The following is a 19,587-nucleotide window of genomic DNA, read 5'->3' on the forward strand; positions in this document are numbered from 1 at the left end:
CTCGCTCCGTTTTAGTATTTGGCAGTGTTGTTCTATACGACTAAGCGCTTAGAAGAAGTACTTAAAGCGTACACGAACACCTTTGTCAGCATCTTCCGTGAAATCTAGCATTGATGATTGTTGGTCTAGGTTATTCTTCACATCAGTGTAGTAAGCACCTAGATAGATAGAGAAGTCTTCTACTTGTAGAACATCAGCAAATTCATAAGAAGCATATGCAGTACCAACTTCTACATCACCATTTGCCCAACCTGCAATTTCTTTGTTTTCGTAGTCGTTTTTAGCCCAGATATAACCTAGACCGAAGCCTTTGTATAGTGCGTTCACACCAACAGACAGGTTGTTTTCATCGACAGCATCCATGTATGCAAAGTTAGCAATCAAGTTCCAATCAGCTGTCGTGTAGTTAGTTGTTAGACCATAACCAATACGGTCAGACACGTCCACGCCATTTTCAGTTACAAGAGCATTTTTAACTAGGTTGGCTTCAACAGATGCAGCGATACCAAAGTTACCAGCTTGGTAACCAACAACTGGACGAACTAACAGAGAATCTTTAACTTCTGTGATTTCTTCACCATGGTAGAAACGCTTACCATCATTGTCCGCAGCAAACAAACCTGAGCGGTCACCAATCATTGTACCAAGCTCAACATATAGATTGTCGAAAGTTTGGCTGTACATAATTTGACCATCAGAGCCACGACCACGACCTTCTTTCATTTGGTAAACATATGCAGAGCCATCGACATACAAGTCATTCGCAGTATCACCAGAATACTCTAGGAACGTATCTTGACCTACAGGGAACATGTCGAACGCTTCGAAGCGACCCATACGTAGGTTCCAGCCATCTTGTGCACCAAATGCGAACCAAGCGTCATCCAGAGCTACGTTGCCGCTGCTTTCCATTAGAGGTTGAACGTTTACTTGGAATACGTGACCAGTATTTGTGATACGCTCACCAGCAAACTCAAGAAGAATACGACCAGTTTGGTTAAACTCACTGTCACCACTTGGGTTTGACTCACGGTCTTCAAAGTTGAAGTCAAATTCAACGTCACCACCGATAGAGAAGTTGCCTTGCTCGTTATCTACGATGCTGATACCCGCGTTTGCAGCCATTGCAGTAGAAACCAATACTGCAGCTAGCGATAGCTTAAATGTGTTTTTCATTATTAACCCCAAGGATTGTAATTGTAATAAGTGTTTTTTTATATTTAAAAGCTCTTTGTCTGTAGTGAATGTATTGGGGAAGAACCTAGCAACACATTCACACGTCACATCAAACAAAAAACTTGAAATCATTTATCGAATGAACGAGAGCAATTTTGGGGAATTTCATTCACCCCATCAATCCTAAGAAACTGAAAATGCCTATCTAAATCACGCTTTTAGAAAAATATATAAAGTCATTTAAATCAATATCTTATATATAAATAAATATACATTTAGCTTTAAAAACATTTATTGAGGCAATTTATGGGAACTTTCAATCAATCCGCAGTCTTATAGTGATATTCCTCACACTAATCTATTGATAAATTCATTAAACACATGTTAACCAGTTGCTGCAAATTTGAAGCAAGACCGTGTCATTAAAGGGCTCTGTGTATTTTCGTTGCCGCTTGTTATACAGAGTGCAGACTAGACGACAAACGAAACTCTGAGCCTCAAACCAAGACTAGTCACTAGAGTGCATAAACTTTTACTTGCTATCAGTCGCATATCGTCTAATTTATGTAGTAGGGAACCGAGGGAGGGAGTCGTATGAATCAAACGCTAGAAAAAGACATTGTTGATGCTATCCACCGTCTAGACGATGAACAGCTAAGAGATGTTAAGCTATTCGTCGACCGCCTATTTAGCGATAAACAAGTTAAAGCTCTCGTTACTGACGAAGAGTTAGATATGATTCTTGAGCTCAGCTCGTCAAAACAGCGCTTCAGATAATAACAACCCAAGCGCTGAACAATCCGCCGCTCTCCAGCTTTTCATTTATTTGAAAGGCTTATAGAAAACAAAAAAGGTCAGCATTCGCTGACCTTTATTCGTTATAGCATGCTGCTAGTTGTACTGTATTGAATCGAGATAATGGATCGTACCAGTGACACCCGACAAGTTGAGCTGATTAAGGTCCGCCACAAACAGTCTTGACGTAAGTACCGTTTCACCATCATCACAGAATATCTCGATGCTTGAGTTATCGACGAAGATTCTCACTCTGTTGTGTGCACCGACGCGTTTGGCATAACGCACTGTTCCGAATTGCTCTGCATGCACATCGGTTACCGCGGTTCTATCGAGTTGCCACTCACAATCTGTACCAGAAAACACCATTTTTTCGCCGTTTTGGTTAGCAAACTCGATTACGAAATTCTCTTCAACCAAGACGTCCAAATCAAATGCGCGACTTGCTAGCTCAGTCTTTGCAGCAAGTGATTGAGCACTTAATCTCAACGCTTCCATTTCAATAAGTGGCTTTTGAATCAGTTTGTTACCGCGAATTTCGACTTCTCTAGGCATGGTTAGCATATGTGCCCAGTAGTTTTTATCCGTTGGATACTCGCTTTTCGAATTGCCAAGCCAACCAATAAGGATTCGCCTCCCCTGCTCATCGAGATACGTTTGAGGCGCGTAAAAGTCGAAACCTTTGTCTAACTCAAAATAGCCTTGATTCTCAAACTTCAGGGTTTGTGTATCAATTGGTTTGCCAACAATATAGACCACGGAAAAGACGTTCTTGAGATCATATTTATTGTCGGATGAGACGCCCTGAGGAGAGAAGATAAACACGCCGCTATCGTCTTCTTCATAGTAATTAGGGCATTCCCACATAAAGCCAAACTGCTCAAGACCGATATCGACATTTCCCATATAGTTATAGCTATCGATCGATTGACCACCATAAATAGCCAACTTACCTTCATTTTGGTGGCTTTCAGCACCAATAAGCATGTAGTAGCCATCATCTCGCTTTATGGTGACAGGGTCACGCATATTGTGAGTGTAGTGCTCTGGGTTGAAATCGACAACGATTCCCTTTTTCTCGACATTCCCCTCTTTATCCATGATAGCCAAAACCTGAGTCGGATGACCGGTGTCAGGCTCTGGGACATAGTGCGCAGTATACAACAGATTCAGTTGGTCATTTTCCACCACTGCGATACCAGTATGGCAGCCGTGCTGGTCGTAATTTTGATCAGGATAAAGCGCAACACCTCTGTCTTTAAAGTGGACAAAGTCTTTGGTCGAGACGTGATACCAGTGTTTTAGGCCGTGCACCGGGCCTAGAGGAAACCACTGATAAAAGATGTGATGTTCACCATTGAAGAAGCTAAGCCCATTAGGGTCATTCACCAAACCGTGCTTTGGTGCGATATGGTAGCTTGGATAATAAGGATCATTTTTGGTGAGTGAAGCGATGTGCTGTAAGTACTCATCCGAAACTTCGTCTAGCCTAACCATACGGTTTTGACGGTTCGAAAAATCCATAACGACTCTCTTTAAAACTGAAAATAAAAAAATCCCCCCATGTGACTCGCTCATCCATGAGGGGATAAAAATCAATGTATTAGTTTGCTTCTTTGTAGAATAGCTTGGTCATTACAAAGGCTACCAATGCCGCGACTAACATAACCACAACGTACATGCCTAGACCACCACCCAAGTAAAGCAGCATGCCTGGTAGCATAGTGGCACCCGTACCTGCTGAGCCAATACCAGCAATAGCACCGATACAACCGCCAATCGCACCGCCCACACAGCCGTAAAGGAATGGCTTAACTCGAGGAAGCGTCACCGCGAACATCGCAGGCTCAGTGATACCAAATAGTGCTGGTAGCGCTGCACCAAACATACCCGACTTTTTCACCTTGCTGGTTTGCATTGTCATCACTGCCATCGCCGCACCAAACTGACCAGCGATTGCTGCTGTGCCCAGTGGGTTGATGTAGTCAAAGCCAGTCTCAGTCACCATCGCAATCGTAATTGGAACAATCGTATGGTGCATACCTGTCACTGCCATGAACTGGATAGCGCCACCGTAGATGAGACCGCCAATGCCGTAAGGGATTTGCAGGAAGTAAACCACGATATCAGTAATGAACTTTTCGATACCAAGTAGTAATGGACCGACAAATACCAATCCAGCAATCAGTGATACTAAGAGCGTGATAAACGGCGTAAGGATAAGATCCAGCACCTCTGGTACGTATTTACGAGAGGTTTTTTCGACCATAGCGGCGAACCAGCCCATAAATACAGCAGGCAGTATTGAGCTTTGCAGACCGGTAACCGCAATCTCAAAACCAAAGAATGGAATCATTAGGGCTTCTGCATTACCAAACGCCACATCCCACTTGTTAGCCAATTGCGGTGCCACCAGCATCAAGCCCAAAACGATACCTAGGACAGGGTTACCACCAAACACTCGCATGGCAGACCAAGTCACCAAAACTGGGATAAAGATAAAAGCGGTATCGGTAAGGACTTGAGAAAGCGTCGTTAGCTGAGGTGATAATTCAACACCGAAGCCGCTAACGATCAGTCCGCGCAATCCCATGAGCAATCCCGTTGCAACGAGAGCAGGGATAATCGCAACGAAGATGTCTGAGAAAGTTCGAGTAACTCGTTGAAACGTGCTACCAGATTCTTCCTTCTTAGGTGCGGCGCTCGTTTCTACTTCACCATTACCCGTTAGCTCAGCGAAGACTTTGCCCACAAAGCCAGTACCTAAAATGACCTGATGCTGACCATTTTTGAAGAAGTAACCATGAACACCCTCTGTCTCACCGAGTTGTTCAGCGTTAACTTTTGAGTCGTCTTTAGTGACGACGCGAAGACGTGTTGCGCAGTGCGTCAACTGTTCGATGTTGCCTTCACCACCGAGCAAGTCCATGACTTGCGATGCGACAACTTTAGCATTTCTTGCCATTGTTTCGTTCTCTCCTAAGAGCACAAAATAGTAACCTGTATTCAACGTGTATTAATGTAATACAGGTAAAATACAGGTCAAACCTTTTTGTCGTATTGAACGTGAGAAACGTGCTTGTCATCACAATCAATAATAGATAGAGGGCATATAAAAAAACCACCTTATTGAAAGGTGGTTTCGTTGATCTTGGCAGAGACTAAAGCCTAGCGACTATTTCAAAGTCATAAACGCTCGACTTGTAGTAGACGATAGAGTACTCATACGGTTCAGTCTCACTGCGATAGTTAATCGATTCGTTGATCAAAATCGGCTCGAGCGCTTCAACAGACAACTTGTCTTGAACGAGCTTACTCGGCAATGACGGCTTGATCTTTTGATGCGTTTTCACCATCTCGATCCCTTGCTCTTTTAAATAGGCAAACTTAGATCCAGACAACACCTCTTCATTGAGCTCAGGCAATAGGGCTACTGGAATATAAAAGTCCTCATAAGACACCACATCACCATTAACCACACGCAAACGGCCGCATCGATACAATTCAGAACCCAGATCAACCTGCAGTTTTTCGGCCAACGCTTCATCGGCCACTGTCTTTTCAAAATGGACAACTTGGTTGCTCGCTTCTAAGCCCGCGCCTTGCAGCTCCTGTGCAAAGCCCGCCATACCCAAAAAGTCATGTTTGAGTTTTTGCACCGCAACATAAGTCCCCTTCCCTTTTTCCGAAACGGTATAGCCAATATCGGCCAACTGACCAAGTGCTTTGCGCACAGTCACACGACTCACCCCCAAACTGTCTACTAACTGACTCTCAGAGGGCAACTTGGAACCTTGTGGGTATAGCCCATCATCAATACGTTGTTTGAGCGTATCGGCGATCTGTATATAGAGAGGTTGTAGTGATCTCGAGTCCATGTGGCGCTAGCGTCTCCGATTGTGAATGTGAGCAGGGATGCTCATCTTGCTTTTATAGTCCTTATTAGACAGCGTCTTTTGCAAACAATCAAACGTCTTCACCGCCAACTGTTGGCAATCTTGCTCGATAGAGTCGATTTTCAGTGGCAAACAATCGAGAACAGAATAGTTATCAAAGGTGGCGAGTCTCATCGGCTGCTGGGCGGCAACCGCCATTAGATTTTGCTCATTTAGATACCTAAGCACACCTTCTAATAAAGAGTAGGATCCTGTAAACAGTGCTGAGGGAAGCCGGCCAAGATGCTCAACACAGCTTTGCATCATCTCATAACCACTTTGAGGCTGATAGTCTTGGTTAAAGACAAGCTCAGGTTGCAGCACCAGCCCACCGTCTTGAATGGCATCGACGAAGCCTTGATAACGCTCCCGACTAGGAGACAAAGAGAGCTGCCCGCCGATAAACGCACATTCAGACACATCTTTAACCAGTGCAGACACAATAGTTTTCGTAGAGTCATACGCATCCGTTGTTATCTCACTATAGCGCTCAGACTCCAGCTCCCGGTCAAAAAACACCACAGGAATATCTTTGATATGACTTTGATAATAGTCATCACTATCTAAGCATGAAGCCACCATCATGCCGTCGACCTGGCGTTCAATAAGGTTCGCCACCGCCTTTTGTTCTTGAGAAGGATCGTCATCGGTAGAAGCAATTAAAAGCTGATAGCCCGCGTTTAAGCACAACTGTTCCAGTGCTTTCGCAATCGTAGCAAAACCCATATTGGTAAGGTCTGGGATAATCAAGCCAAAAGTTTGAGTCTTTTTCGACTTAAGCGCTCTGGCATAAACACTGGGCGAATAGTTATGCTCCTCGACGACACGCAGCACGCGTGCCACCGTCTCTTTATTAATGCGGTGTTTTTCTGCATGTCCATTCAGCACAAAGCTGACTGTCGATTTAGAGACCTCTGCCAATTGTGCGATATCGGCCAATTTTAGCTTTTTGCTCATCGCGTTCTACTTATGCTTCCTACTTGTTGCATCTTATATAAAGAAGATCTTCACTGCGGATCGCGATCGTGCTTGAGATCACAATTTTTAGCGCCACTATCATGGTGTCTATTAAAACACATTTTCTTTGCTAAATCGATTTAGTAAACTCAAAACAAATCGATTAGTACAGGAAATTTGTTATGAGTAAGGTTTGGGTAACTGGCGATGCCGTTGTAGATTTGATTCCTGATACGGACACGACGTATCTAAAATGTCCCGGCGGAGCTCCTGCAAACGTCGCTGTTGCGATCGCTCGACTCGGTGGTGAAACCGGATTTTTTGGCCGTGTCGGTCAAGACCCACTAGGGCGCTTCATGAAGCAAACGCTGAGCTCAGAAAACGTGAATACTGACTTCATGCTACTAGATGAAGCCCAGCGCACTTCAACGGTTATCGTTGATCTTGATGAATCCGGCGAACGCAGCTTCACCTTTATGGTTAAGCCGAGTGCTGACCAATTTATGCAAGTGAGCGACATTCCTGAGTTTAGCGCTGGCGAGTGGTTGCACGTTTGCTCAATCGCTCTTGCTAATGAGCCAAGCCGCAGCGCTACGTTAGAAGCGATGAAACGCATTAAGCAAGCAGGCGGCTTTGTCAGTTTCGATCCAAACCTTCGCGACGAAGTGTGGGGCGACCAAAGCCTTATCAAGCCTGTGTGCCAGCAAGCAATCGCTCTGGCCGATGTGGTTAAGTTCTCAGACGATGAACTGATGTTTCTAACTGAAACCGACAACCTTGACGCAGGTATCGCAGCGCTTGGCGAATACAACAATACACTTGTGCTCATTACTCAAGGCGCAAAAGGCGCATTGATTATTCGGGACAATGAGCAACAGCTGATTGCCGGCACGCCAGTCAAGCCGGTTGATACCACAGGTGCAGGCGATGCTTTTGTTGGCGGCCTATTAACTCGCTTATCTAAAACAGCAGATTGGATCAATGATGAGACCATCGTTGATGCGGTTCGCTGGGCAAACGGCTGCGGTGCTTTAGCGACAACGCAAAAAGGCGCGATGACCGCGCTACCAAGTGAGCAAGCCCTTATCGATTACATTCAGTAATCTTGTGCCCCTTGCTGCGGTAAGGGGCGACTTCTTTCCCCCTTATCCCCGCTTACCCTTCATCAAGCGTTATCGTCACGATAAACAACCTAAATTGAAGCATGCTGTCTATTTCTTTATAAAGCGCCCTCCCTGTTTCTAACAACGATGGTGCATCATGCAAACACTGATCGACAACCTGACCCAACATGGCTATTACGTTTGGGATGACTTCCTCTCTGCCGAGCAAGTTTCGGCTCTCAAAGAGTGCTTACCAGAAGAATGGAATAAAGCGCGTATTGGTCGTAATGATGATGTGATGCGTGAAAGTGCCATTCGCAGTGACAAGATCTGTTGGCTTTCACCCGATCTTGGCGATCCAGTGGGGCAATTTCTTAGCAAGATGGAAATCATTCGCCAAACCGCTAACCAAAACTTTTTCTTGGGGCTATTTGAGTATGAGGCACATTTCGCCAAATATGAGAAAGGCGATTTCTACCAAAAGCATCTCGACTGTTTCCGTGGTAATGAGAACCGACGTCTGACCACCGTGTTTTACATGAATGATGAGTGGAGCGACGAAGAGGGCGGCGACCTGGTGGTTTACGATCTCGATGACAACGAAATCACACGTATTAAACCAAAATCTGGCCGTTTGTTTGTGTTCTTCTCTGAGCAGTTCCCACACGAAGTGCTGCCTACCAATCGCGAGCGTTTTAGTATTGCGGGCTGGTTTAGAACAAACGGAGTCAAGGACAACATACTAGATATAGCGAACTAGGATAAACGCCAGTTGAAGAACAACTGGCGTTTTTGTTTGTCTAGAGCTCACCAGAGTCAGGTTTAACCTTAAACTCCAATACCTTAGGCGCACACACATCAATGCATCGGCCACAGCTGATGCAATCTTGGCTCATAATCCGTCGATCACCAGACTTGAGTGGCTGTCTTAATACATCGGGCTCAGGACACACGTTATAGCAGTCCATACACTTGGTGCAGGCCTCGCGCTGTGTCGCTTTCACGCGAATAAGGCTCTTACGACCGATCACACCGTAGGTCGCTCCAAGTGGACAAAGGTGCCCGCACCAACCGTGCTCGACTAAGACAAGATCAAGCAAGAATACCAAAGCAATTAAGATCCAACCGGCTCCCATACCAAAAACCAAACCACGATGAAGTGTCGCGACAGGATCCACCCACGCCCAGAGCAGCGATCCCGATACTGCACTGCCAAGTAAGATCACGGGGATCAACCAGTAACGTATTGTCGGAGACCACTTAAAGCTGGTTTTGAGATTCAGCTTACGGCGCAACCATGCCGCCATATCCGTGATGATATTTAGTGGACACACCCAAGCGCAAAACGCGCGAGGAGCTAGCAAGGCATAAAAAACCACAACGATAGTGACACCAATTAAGGCATTCACCTCTGGCCAATGTCCGGTAGCTAAGGTTTGCAGGACCAATAAAGGGTCGCTGAGCGGGACAGTACCTAGCAGCATGCTAGAGGACAAATTACCCTGTAAAATACCCCACGTAGGTCCCATCATAAACAGACCAACGATGGTGAGCTGACACAACCTACGTAGAATGAGAAATCGATGAGCACGCCACCAGCCTAACTCTCGGATCGCATCTTTACCTGCATCTTTCGCGAGATTTTTAGCCATTATTTCCTCCCGTCGTTGATGCGGATATGCTCGGTTGGTGCGATATCTGGCGTTTCAGGGAACTGTCCATCGCGAAGCTCAACCTTCTCTTCCCAACCAAGCTGGTAATGATCGCCCATATAACCCTTAGCCAGTTCGATTGGTACAACCTTGATCACCGGAACTTCTGTCACACAGGCCTGTTCACACTTACCACATCCTGTGCATGCGTCAGAGTGCACCGTTGGGATAAACATAGCGTGGTATCCAGTTCGCTGGTTTCGAATGGGCTCTAGCGTGATGGCTTTATCGATAAGCGGGCAAACCCGGTAACAGACATCACAGCGAAGTCCCTGCCAGTTAAGACATTCTTCGTGGTCGATCAAGACCGCGAGTCCCATTCGAGAATCATCAATATTGGTCAATGAATGATCGAGTGCCCCACTTGGACACGCCACCACACAAGGGATGTCTTCGCACATCTCACAGGGAATGTCGCGTGCCGTAAAGTATGGCGTACCCGACGCTACGGGTGAAAGTAACGTTGCCAGTTTTAACGTATCGTAGGGGCATGCCTGAACGCATAGGCCGCAGCGCAGACAGGCTTGATCAAATTGGTTGCCTTCGAGCGCGCCAGGCGGGCGAATAGGGACACCGCCACTGGTTTTGGCTTGCCCTTGTTTAGACTGCAATCCCAAGACGGTTGCAGCAGCTCCGACACCTACGGCGGTGCGTGCGGCGTCGCGGAGGAATCGGCGTCGGCTTTCTGAGGTTTTATTTCGTGACATATGCTCCGCCTTATTGGTGACTTATAACGTGCATTTATGCATAAGGCTTTCCCATAACTGTAATGGGAAAAGTGTCATTTGAAATAGTGCTTTGTGGTTATACGAGGGCTGGCTTGATATTTATCAAGTTAGCCGCGTTACTTTGATCACAATGCGGCATTCTAGTCTGCATTACACTTATGTGACAGCGTCACTTTGAGGTGCGTAATGGCTTACAGAAGTATAGCCTACCGTGCTGATGAGTTTATTGATAAGAGTAGGGAACAGCGCGTCCCAGAGAAAGAAACTGGAACGCGCTGGGATTCGATTATGCAGTTTTAACGGCTTTAGCCTCTGGGGCTTTCGAGTCGGTTTTCGCGGTATTAGCTTTAACCGCACTAACCTCTTTGCTGGTTTGACTTTTCAAAGATACAACTTCTTTTTCAGGTAACTCTGCGGTTTCACCGAAAAACTTACCGCCCGGTTCGATGCTTAAGTTGTTACTCCACACCTTACCTTTTACGCGACCATTAGCGAGGATTTGAATCTGCTCCGCATGGCAGTCACCCTCTAAGATACCGTTGACCACAAGCTGCTTGGCAAACACTTCACCTTTTACGCGACCAGATTCAGCAACCACTAATACCCCTTCGATATGCAGTTGACCATCAACCACACCATCGACTTGAATATCGTTTTCTAGTTTGAGTTTTCCGCTAATAACACAGCCTTTGGCGATGAGAGTTGAAGCTGCTGAGCGACTCTTTGTTCCACTGTTTTTACTAAAGATTCCCATCTTATTGCTCGTTCCTTTTTAAAAATATCTTCGAAATCATTCACGCCCCACTCCACAAAGGGTTTGGGATCCAGTGCTCGCCCAACAAAGCGAACCTCATAATGTAGATGTGGACCGGATGACAACCCACTATTGCCCGAGATGGCAATCAGCTCACCTTTACGGACAAATTGCCCTGGACGAACTTCAAAACCTTTTAGGTGTGAATAGGAGCTAGAGAAGCCAAATGAATGCTGCAATCTAAGGAAGTTTCCAGAGCCTTTGTTACTGCGTCTGGTCACCTCAACGACACCATCCGCTGGCGCATAAATTTTGGTTCCGGTATTAACCGCAAAATCTAAACCACGGTGCATTTTGTATTTTCGAGTGACTGGGTGTTGTCGCTTACCAAACTGAGAGGAAATACGCTCTTTCCCAACAGGTGAACCGCTCGGTATCTGATTGAGCATGGTCATACGCACATTAGAATGGATTGCGGCGGCATCAAGTCGCGAATCGAGGTCAATGTCATCGGTGGGCTCAGAAACCCCTAACACCTTTTCTAGATCCGCTAGACGCTCAGAGACTAATGTAATGCGCTCTTCCCGCTCAGACAGATCTTGTTGAAGACTCTGCTTAAGGTCTTGCAAGTTTGCTAGCTCATCACCAAGGGTTTGTGACTCACTTGCCAGCTCTGCCTGCTTTAGCTCGGCGTAATCCACTACCTCATACAAATGCTGAATCAACAAACCAGCGCCTAACACCAGCACCAAACCAATCCACGCCAAACTCTTTAAGCTGCGGCGCATTGATTTACTCAATTGCCAATGCGAAGAGCCGTTAATCGTTGAAATTGAGATGGTTAACTGATCTTTCATGATAGTACGGTATTCCCTAACCCTGATTCCTTTACTTAATCCACGAAGCTTAATCTACGAAATCCCTATGACAGGTACTAGTAAGAAACAGCAAAAGTGTGTCAGGACGTGATGTGGTTTCAGACAATTTAGAAAAAAACGTATTACGTTTAACAACTGATTAAAAACATCCGCAACAAAATCTTCTAGCTAGGTCGTAGCGATAAACAGATGCACTGTGTTAACCTGCCAAAAAACAGTATAAATCTATAAAACAGCAGTCAAAACCGAGGCTTATATTGAAAATTGCACACATTGGCATGGGTGATATAGCCCAAAAGGCATATCTACCATTCACGACATCTCAAGCAGATGTTCATCCCATATTTTGCACTCGCGATGCGGCGACTCTTAATGCGCTAGCAAGCCAGTTTCGCGTCAGCGACACAACAACTCAATACCAAGCTGTCCTCAACTTTAAGCCTGATGCTGTGATGATTCATGCGGCGACCTCTGTGCACCCAGAAATTGCCAGATATTTCCTCGAACATGGTGTTCCAACGTTCGTTGATAAGCCGCTGGCAGATAGCTATGAAGAGTGTGAAATCCTGTATCAACTAGCAGAACAAAAACAAGTACCGCTTTATATCGGTTTTAACCGTCGTCACCTGCCTTTGATTAACCAATACTCCCTATCGGATACGGGAACTCTGCAATCGCTACGCTGGGAAAAACACCGCCATGCACTTCCAGGTGATGCGAAAACCTTTATTTTCGACGACTTTATTCATCCATTGGACAGTATCAATCTAAACGGGAGCATTGAGTTCGATGATATCCATGTCCAGCACCAAATGGACGGTGCTAAGCTAGCGCGACTTGATGTGAAGTGGCAACAAGGCGGCGTGATCTTTGAAGCCTCGATGAATCGTCAATTTGGCATCACACATGAAGTCATTAGCAGTAGCCACGATGACAGAGCCTATCGCTTTGACTCATTTGTGTCAGGTCAATGCTATCAAAACAACCTTGTAGAGCAGGTTCAGCTCAAGGATTGGACACCAATGCTGGCAAGTAAAGGTTTTCACAGTATGTTTGATGAATGGAAGGACGTCGTCTCCAGCGGCAAGATGCCACTAAAATTAATCGAAAGAAATCTTTCGACTCATCTAATTGCTCAAAAGCTACTTGACTTCATAACTTGATGAAATTCAGCTAGAAATTCACCACTGCCCTTCTAATATTGATAATAGAAATCTGTTAGAAGGGTTATGTATGAAACGTTCGCTGCTCGTCATCTTTCCACTCGTCTTAGCACTACTTGGCTGTCAGAATGACGACAACGGTAAGGCGTTAGGCACGTTAGAGAGAGACCGTATTTCTTTCTCCTCAACGGCAAGTGAAATCATTCGCGAACTCCCCGTACGTGAAGGAACCAGAGTCAAAACCGGTGACGTACTAGTGCGCCTAGACACCAAACGCCAAGAAGCCGTGCTTGCTCATGCGATTGCTGAAGAAGCTAAAGCCAGTGCCTACTTACTTCGCCTTACTAATGGTGAAAGACCTGAGGACATCGCCGCGGCAAAAGCGCGCGTCGACATGGCAGAAGCCAAATTAACCGAGGCGCAGAAAAACTACTCGCGCGCCTCTGAACTAGTCAGAAAGAAACTTGCCAGCCAGTCTCAAAAAGACCAAGCCGTCGCTAGTCGCGATACCGCAAGAGCCGAGCTTAACTCAGCCAATGAAGAATTCTCAAAGCTAACCGCAGGTTCGCGTCCAGAAGACATTACTCAAGCTGAGGCCGCACTTGCAGCGGTGAGAGCGGATGTTGCACTACAAACTCAGCAGCTCGATGAACTTACCATAGTAGCAACGCGAGACGGCATATTAGATAGCCTACCTTATAACCTAGGTGAGCGAGTGTCAGTAGGCGCTTTCGTTGCTGTCGTTCTTGCCGACAGAATTCCCTATGCACGCGTTTATGTCCCTTCTTCAGTACGAGTCAAGTTTGTTCCCGGCTTGCAAGTTGATGTTCATGTTGATGGTCTGGACGAGGTACTGACAGGTACGGTGCGCTGGGTTGCCGCCGATCCATCATTCACCCCCTACTACGCGTTAACAGAAGATGAGCGCTCTCGACTCATGTATCTCGCTGAGGTTGACCTTCCAGACAGTGCTGAAAACTTGCCTACCGGCGTCCCTGCTCAAGTTGACCTGCAAGGACTCAGATAGATGACTGATATTGCTGTAACCGCAACCAATCTGGTTAAGAAGTTCGGTGATTTTACCGCTATCAATGGTATCAACTTGTCTGTGCCCAAAGGCAGCATCTATGGATTTTTGGGTCCAAATGGGTGCGGTAAATCGACGACCATACGTATGTTGACGGGATTACTTAGTCCTACTGAAGGAGAAGTGAATGTTCTCGGCCTTCAGATCCCAGAGCAGTCAGAAGCCCTTAGACTCAAGATCGGCTACATGACACAGAAGTTCTCTCTGTATGATGACTTAACGGTTCTTGAGAACCTTCAGTTTATCGGTCAGATCTTCGGTTTAGACAGAGCGCTGCTGAAACAGCGAATAGCAGAACAAATGACCATCTATGGACTCACTGATCTCCAAAAACAACGCGTAGGTGGTATGAGTGGTGGACAGAAACAGAGGCTCTCCCTTGCCTCGGCGACCATGCACCGCCCAGAACTGCTATTTCTCGATGAGCCGACCTCTGCCGTCGATCCGGAGAATCGACGTGATTTTTGGGAGCAACTGTTCGATCTCAGCGACCAAGGCACGACCATACTTGTCACAACGCACTACATGGATGAGGCGGAGCGCTGCCATCGACTTGCGATTATGGAGTCCGGTGAGATGCGGGCAGATGGCGAGCCTGAAGAGCTGATGGACAACATGGGAGTCAACATCATTGAGGTCAAAGCACCTAACTTGAGAGCGCTGAAAGAACGTCTTATTGCTTGTCCAGAGGTTCGCTCTGCCGCTCAGTTGGGCATCCGACTGCGAGTACTGATCTATCAGAATGTGGCAGACCCGATTAAGTGGCTCATTCAAACTGTCCCTGAGCTCGCAAATGCCGAGCTCACTCCCGCAAGGCCGAGCCTAGAAGATGTGTTTGTCTCTGTCACAGGAGAAGGTCGCCAATGAAAAGCTTAACGCGCATGAGCGCCATCATGGTCAAAGAAATCCGCCAACTGTCGAGAGACCGCATTACATTTGGCATGGTGATCATGATCCCTCTGATCCAACTGATTCTATTTGGCTTTGCCATGAATACTGACGTTCGCAATATACCCGTTGCTGTCGTCGATAAGAGTGAATCCGCGCCAGGGCGAGTGATTGTCGAAGCAGTGAAAGTCACTCAGGTGGTCAATGTCAAAGCCTATTATCCCACGGTTAAGGAAGCAGAAACCGCAATCAGAGAAGGTGTGGTGCGTGCTGCGCTCATATTGCCCACTAACCTTACGCAGCGCATTACCCACCAAGAGACGCTCGGACAATGGCTTGTCGATGGCTCAGATACTATGGTCAGCGCTGCGTTGCTCTCACTTCAAACCATGCCCATCGCTGAGTTTGCCATCGCGGGCTATCAGCCCAACAAAACCAAAACCTTTGAAGCGACACTGCTCTATAACCCAAGCCAACGTTCTGCAGTAAATATTGTGCCTGGTCTGCTTGGTGTGATCTTAACCATGACCATGATTCTATTTACCAGCGCCGCGATAGTGCGTGAACGTGAGCGTGGCAATTTAGAGCTACTCATCACCACTCCTATTCATTCGATGGAGTTAATGATCGGTAAGATTGTGCCTTATATCTTCATTGGTCTTATTCAGATATTTATTATTTTGGGGCTAGGCTATTTGATTTTCAGCGTACCGATTAATGGACAAATTAGTCAGATACTGCTTGGCAGCTTGTTATTTATCGCCGCGAGCTTAACGCTTGGACTCGTCATCTCAACCATTGCTCAAACTCAGCTTCAAGCCATGCAAATGACAGTGTTTATTTTACTTCCTTCCATTCTGTTGTCTGGCTTCATGTTCCCCTATGAAGCCATGCCAATGGCGGCACAATGGATAGCAGAAGCATTGCCCGCGACTCATTTCATGCGCATGATCCGAGGAATTATTTTACGTGGCGCTGATTTAATGGACATGTGGCGAGATACACTCTGGCTCGCAGGGTTTACCGTCATCGGTATTGTTGTTGCTGCACTAAGATTTAAGAAGAACTTGGATTAATTCCCCTACATTTTTACTTGGCAAGGACACGCAATGGATAACAAGGATAAAACGGGAAAGGCTAGCGGAAAGAAGTTTGATCTTAACTTGCTGCGAGTTTTTGTGTCCACTTACGAGACAGAGTCGGTCACGAAATCGGCAGAACAGCTCGATTTAACGCAGTCATCGGTCAGTAACGCGTTGGCAAGGTTGAAAGACGCTGTGGGCGGTGAGCTCTTCACGCGCACAGGGCGTGGCATCAAGCCAACCCGCTTTGCGGTTGAGCTCTATGAGCACGTACAAGAGCATATTCTCGGGATTGATAGGTTCATCGAAGGACTCGCCAACTTTGAGCCAGAATCCAGTCGACGTCGATTCGTTATCTATTGTCATGAAGCAGCCCTACTGCGTCTGCACAAGCGTATGCATGTGTTTGAAAAATACCCCAACATCTCGCTTGTACTGAAAGAACTCCCCCCCAAAGACGCGCGTATCTACGAAGACTTGCGCATGGAAAAAGTAGACTTGGTGATCGATGTTGCTCCATCAGATAGTCGTGTATTTCAGTCTAAACTTCTACACAGTGACGGCTTGATCTGTATTGCCAGCGCAACTCATCCCAGACTACAAGATGGCAAGATGACCAAACAAAGGTACATGGACGAAAACCACGTACTGCTTAATATTCGTCGCGAGAATCTAACCTTTGTAGAATGGTTAGTGAGTGATGTGCTGCCACCCCGCAAAGTCTTCAGCCAACATTCATCGCTGTTAGGCATGTTGCCGTCTGTATCACAGTCTCAAGCACTTGCAGTCGTGCCGGAAACTCTCTTTCTCCAGTACGGAGAGATGTTCAACTTACAGTCGTTGCCCTTCCCATTTGAAACCAAAACCTTTGACTCCTACATGGTGTGGCCAACGAAAATGGCTCGCAATTCAGCACTCAATTGGCTGCGTGGATTAATTGAAGAACAACTCAGAGCAGGCAAATAGAAAAGACCGCTCTTGGGCGGTCTTACTTTATGCAAACTAGAATCTAAGTTTTTTGCCTGATACTTTGCCAAGAGAAGTTGGAAAAAGGGCTTCTAAGACCAAAGTATTCCATCATTATCAAACACTGTAATTCGGTCTGTTACTTCGATGAAGCTATCAGAACTTTCATCTGTAGATACTTCAACAAACTCTACCAATGCTTGTTTACTTTCTATATCTTTCCATGAAGTAGTAATGAAGACACAATCTTTAACTAGCTCAGAAAATGACAAGCTAGAAAGTACAGCAACCGAAGTAAGAAGTAATTAATTCATCAAATACTCCCAGCTTCTCTACTACACTGTAGTCCAAGGAAGCTAGCTCATGGTAGGAATTATAATGAACAGCGCAAATAACGTACTTGGAGAGCCGCTAGAGCTTTGCAGTTGTAAACCTAATACTGGGTATTTTAGAGATGGCTACTGTCGTACCGTTGGTAGCGACATGGGTCAACAGACTATCTGCGCCGTCATGACAGAGGACTTCCTCGTCTTCACCAAAGCCCGTGGCAATGACCTTTCTACTCCCAGGCCAGAGTTTGACTTCCCAGGGTTAAAACCAGGTGATCGTTGGTGTCTTTGTGCACTGCGCTGGAAAGAAGCTTGGCGAGCGGGAATGGCCCCATTAATCGTGCTAGCTAGTTGCGAAGAGAGCTCCCTTGAAATTGTTCCACTCGATGTATTGACCATGTATGCCACCACTTCACAATAAGCCGTTAAACTCAGAGCAAACCGAGAAGATAGAACTAAAAGAGCATCTGACTTGGCGTGATAGCGAGTATCTGCCGGCCATTTTATGCGTATAATAACCAATAGCCTCATAATTGCTGATAACATACTGAATTAATGCTCTGGATAATCCTATTACTCTTAATCGCGGCAGTCGTCTTTGGTCCTGGACTGTGGGTCAAGCACGTGATGGAAAAATACAGTCAACCGGCCGGCCGCTACCGCGAGCAGGGAAGCGGAGCTGAGTTAGCTCGTCACCTGTTAGATAGCTTCGGCTTAGATGACGTTGACGTAGAGGAGGCTGCTAACGGTGATCACTATGAACCCTCAGCCAAGGCTGTCCGTCTTACGCCGAACAACTATTCAGGACACTCACTAACGGCAGTAACTGTCGCTGCCCATGAAGTGGGACATGCCATCCAAGATTCACGTAGAGAAACCTTGTTCCTAGCTCGGCAAAAGCTTGTAAAGACAGCCATGATTGGCGAGCGCATTGCCGGATTGATGCTCGTTGCTGCTCCTGTTGTCCTTATGCTTACTCGCGTACCGCAAGCGGGTGCGATAACGATTATGATAGGTGTTGTTTCGATGGCATTAAGTACCTTGGTGCACCTGTTGACTCTTCCAGTTGAGTTTGATGCTAGTTATGGCAAGGCTTTGCCTATCCTACAGAAAGGCAACTACCTGCACGATGGTGACCTGAAACATGCAGAAATAATCCTTAAAGCGGCAGCACTGACCTATGTCGCAGCTTCGCTGATGAGCCTTTTAAATCTTGGCAGATGGATCGCTGTGCTCCGCCGATAGCGGCTAGTTAATGGCAGAACTTCGATATTTTGGCGATCCAAACATACCGCTTACCATTTGTGTACCTAGTTTCTCCTAAACCGCGAAGAACTGAAAAACTTCCCGGTTAATGAAAGTTGGAGTCTCTCCATGTAAAAATCCACCTGCTGAGCAGGTGGCTTTGAATGGCCCCCTAGAAGGGGGCTAACTTTTAGTTACTCAACCCTAGATGCATCTGACGCTCTTCTTCCTTTCCCACACGGTCCTGATGCCTGACATATCTTCGGATTATTTCCTCGTTCATTCCGACCGAATCCACAAAGTAGCCACGCTGCCAAAACTTACTGCCCCATAACTTCTGCTTTTTTAAATACGGAAATTTGTTGAACAGCCTTATCGCTGTCCGTCCTTTAACAAATCCCATATACTTTGAAATACTCAAACTTGGTGGCATTCTCACAACTAAATGGACGTGATCTACTTGAACGTTCAACTCTACAACCTTGCAGTTTTTCATGTTGCTGTAGATATAGATACTTCGGTACAGCTCTTTTGCCCAAGTTACCCTTGAGTATTTTGAGTCGGTACTTCGGCGTCCAAACTATGTGGTACTGGCACCTGTGATATACGTGCGAAGCGGATTCATATCTGCTCATGTTCTTTTTCTCCTTGATTTGCTGGTTACAAACTTGGATATCTTGAACATGAGCGTCCTTCGGGCAAAGCCCTAATGGACGATCACCACCTTCCTAGAAGGTGGTTTAGGGTTAGAAAACAAAAATGCCGCTCTGTAAGAGCGGCATTTTCTTA

General features: G+C 46.2%; 19 protein-coding genes and 1 pseudogene. 10 read left to right on the plus strand and 10 right to left on the minus strand.

Annotated elements, in window-relative coordinates; genetic code table 11:
* Positions 1-48: 48 nt before the first annotated feature.
* The gene (locus tag AC6I8U_RS19745) at positions 49-1,176 is read right to left on the minus strand and encodes a carbohydrate porin (protein WP_498019409.1); all 1,128 of its coding nucleotides are present in this window, start codon (positions 1,174-1,176) and stop codon (positions 49-51) included.
* A gap of 594 nt (positions 1,177-1,770) precedes the next feature.
* Here AC6I8U_RS19745 and AC6I8U_RS19750 point away from each other — a divergent pair.
* Positions 1,771-1,953 (plus strand): hypothetical protein, encoded by a 183-nt coding sequence (locus tag AC6I8U_RS19750; RefSeq protein ID WP_042469775.1) that lies wholly within the window; start codon positions 1,771-1,773, stop codon positions 1,951-1,953.
* A 114-nt stretch (positions 1,954-2,067) separates the two neighbouring features.
* Here the strand turns inward: AC6I8U_RS19750 and AC6I8U_RS19755 are convergent, their stop codons facing one another.
* The 4 genes from AC6I8U_RS19755 to AC6I8U_RS19770 form a co-directional block, all read right to left on the minus strand.
* Positions 2,068-3,495, minus strand: a complete 1,428-nt coding sequence (locus AC6I8U_RS19755; RefSeq protein ID WP_498019410.1) for a sucrose-6-phosphate hydrolase — start codon at positions 3,493-3,495, stop codon at positions 2,068-2,070.
* Positions 3,496-3,574: 79 nt separating this feature from the next.
* Complete coding sequence (locus AC6I8U_RS19760; RefSeq protein WP_234496229.1) at positions 3,575-4,936, minus strand: PTS transporter subunit EIIC; 1,362 nt, start codon at positions 4,934-4,936, stop codon at positions 3,575-3,577.
* 196 nt (positions 4,937-5,132) lie between these two features.
* On the minus strand, positions 5,133-5,849 hold the full coding sequence (locus AC6I8U_RS19765) for a GntR family transcriptional regulator (protein WP_498019411.1): 717 nt from the start codon (positions 5,847-5,849) through the stop codon (positions 5,133-5,135).
* 6 nt (positions 5,850-5,855) lie between these two features.
* On the minus strand, positions 5,856-6,863 hold the full coding sequence (locus AC6I8U_RS19770) for a substrate-binding domain-containing protein (RefSeq protein WP_498019412.1): 1,008 nt from the start codon (positions 6,861-6,863) through the stop codon (positions 5,856-5,858).
* Between the two features lie 182 nt (positions 6,864-7,045).
* Between AC6I8U_RS19770 and cscK the strand changes: the two genes are divergently transcribed.
* Both cscK and AC6I8U_RS19780 read left to right on the plus strand, forming a co-directional pair.
* On the plus strand, positions 7,046-7,966 hold the full coding sequence (gene cscK / locus AC6I8U_RS19775) for a fructokinase (RefSeq protein WP_498019413.1): 921 nt from the start codon (positions 7,046-7,048) through the stop codon (positions 7,964-7,966).
* Between the two features lie 157 nt (positions 7,967-8,123).
* Entirely contained in the window at positions 8,124-8,726 is a 603-nt protein-coding gene (locus tag AC6I8U_RS19780; RefSeq protein ID WP_498019414.1) for a 2OG-Fe(II) oxygenase, read from the plus strand.
* Positions 8,727-8,766: 40 nt separating this feature from the next.
* Here AC6I8U_RS19780 and napH read toward each other — a convergent pair whose 3' ends face one another.
* From napH to AC6I8U_RS19800, 4 genes are all read right to left on the minus strand, one after another.
* The gene (napH, locus tag AC6I8U_RS19785; RefSeq protein ID WP_498019415.1) at positions 8,767-9,618 is read right to left on the minus strand and encodes a quinol dehydrogenase ferredoxin subunit NapH; all 852 of its coding nucleotides are present in this window, start codon (positions 9,616-9,618) and stop codon (positions 8,767-8,769) included.
* Positions 9,618-10,385: a ferredoxin-type protein NapG gene (gene napG, locus AC6I8U_RS19790; RefSeq protein WP_252015634.1), complete on the minus strand. Its 768-nt coding sequence runs from the start codon at positions 10,383-10,385 to the stop codon at positions 9,618-9,620. Before napG ends, napH begins: the two co-directional genes overlap by 1 nt.
* 307 nt (positions 10,386-10,692) lie before the next feature.
* Complete coding sequence (locus AC6I8U_RS19795) at positions 10,693-11,160, minus strand: bactofilin family protein (protein WP_234496223.1); 468 nt, start codon at positions 11,158-11,160, stop codon at positions 10,693-10,695.
* Positions 11,064-12,017 carry a M23 family metallopeptidase gene (locus tag AC6I8U_RS19800; protein WP_234496222.1) on the minus strand — a complete coding sequence of 318 codons (954 nt, stop codon included), beginning with the start codon at positions 12,015-12,017 and terminating at the stop codon, positions 11,064-11,066. Before AC6I8U_RS19800 ends, AC6I8U_RS19795 begins: the two co-directional genes overlap by 97 nt.
* A gap of 278 nt (positions 12,018-12,295) precedes the next feature.
* Here AC6I8U_RS19800 and AC6I8U_RS19805 point away from each other — a divergent pair, with 278 nt between their 5' ends.
* The 7 genes from AC6I8U_RS19805 to AC6I8U_RS19835 all read left to right on the plus strand — a co-directional run bounded on the left by AC6I8U_RS19805 (position 12,296) and on the right by AC6I8U_RS19835 (position 18,798).
* The gene (locus AC6I8U_RS19805) at positions 12,296-13,201 is read left to right on the plus strand and encodes a Gfo/Idh/MocA family protein (protein WP_498019416.1); all 906 of its coding nucleotides are present in this window, start codon (positions 12,296-12,298) and stop codon (positions 13,199-13,201) included.
* 70 nt (positions 13,202-13,271) lie between these two features.
* Positions 13,272-14,228: an HlyD family secretion protein gene (locus tag AC6I8U_RS19810; protein ID WP_498019417.1), complete on the plus strand. Its 957-nt coding sequence runs from the start codon at positions 13,272-13,274 to the stop codon at positions 14,226-14,228.
* Positions 14,229-15,155 (plus strand): ABC transporter ATP-binding protein, encoded by a 927-nt coding sequence (locus tag AC6I8U_RS19815; RefSeq protein WP_498019418.1) that lies wholly within the window; start codon positions 14,229-14,231, stop codon positions 15,153-15,155.
* The gene (locus tag AC6I8U_RS19820; protein ID WP_498019419.1) at positions 15,152-16,252 is read left to right on the plus strand and encodes an ABC transporter permease; all 1,101 of its coding nucleotides are present in this window, start codon (positions 15,152-15,154) and stop codon (positions 16,250-16,252) included. Before AC6I8U_RS19815 ends, AC6I8U_RS19820 begins: the two co-directional genes overlap by 4 nt.
* A gap of 33 nt (positions 16,253-16,285) precedes the next feature.
* Complete coding sequence (locus AC6I8U_RS19825; RefSeq protein ID WP_498019420.1) at positions 16,286-17,224, plus strand: LysR family transcriptional regulator; 939 nt, start codon at positions 16,286-16,288, stop codon at positions 17,222-17,224.
* A 378-nt stretch (positions 17,225-17,602) separates the two neighbouring features.
* Complete coding sequence (locus AC6I8U_RS19830) at positions 17,603-17,974, plus strand: DUF2237 family protein (RefSeq protein WP_498019421.1); 372 nt, start codon at positions 17,603-17,605, stop codon at positions 17,972-17,974.
* A gap of 134 nt (positions 17,975-18,108) precedes the next feature.
* A complete protein-coding gene (locus AC6I8U_RS19835; protein ID WP_498019422.1) occupies positions 18,109-18,798 on the plus strand; it encodes a zinc metallopeptidase in 690 nt (229 codons plus the stop codon).
* Between the two features lie 190 nt (positions 18,799-18,988).
* Here the strand turns inward: AC6I8U_RS19835 and tnpA are convergent.
* Positions 18,989-19,433, minus strand: a pseudogene (tnpA, locus tag AC6I8U_RS19840) (IS200/IS605 family transposase).
* Between the last annotated feature and the right edge of the window lie 154 nt (positions 19,434-19,587).

The sequence above is a fragment of the Vibrio sp. KUL80 genome, assembly GCF_059725495.1.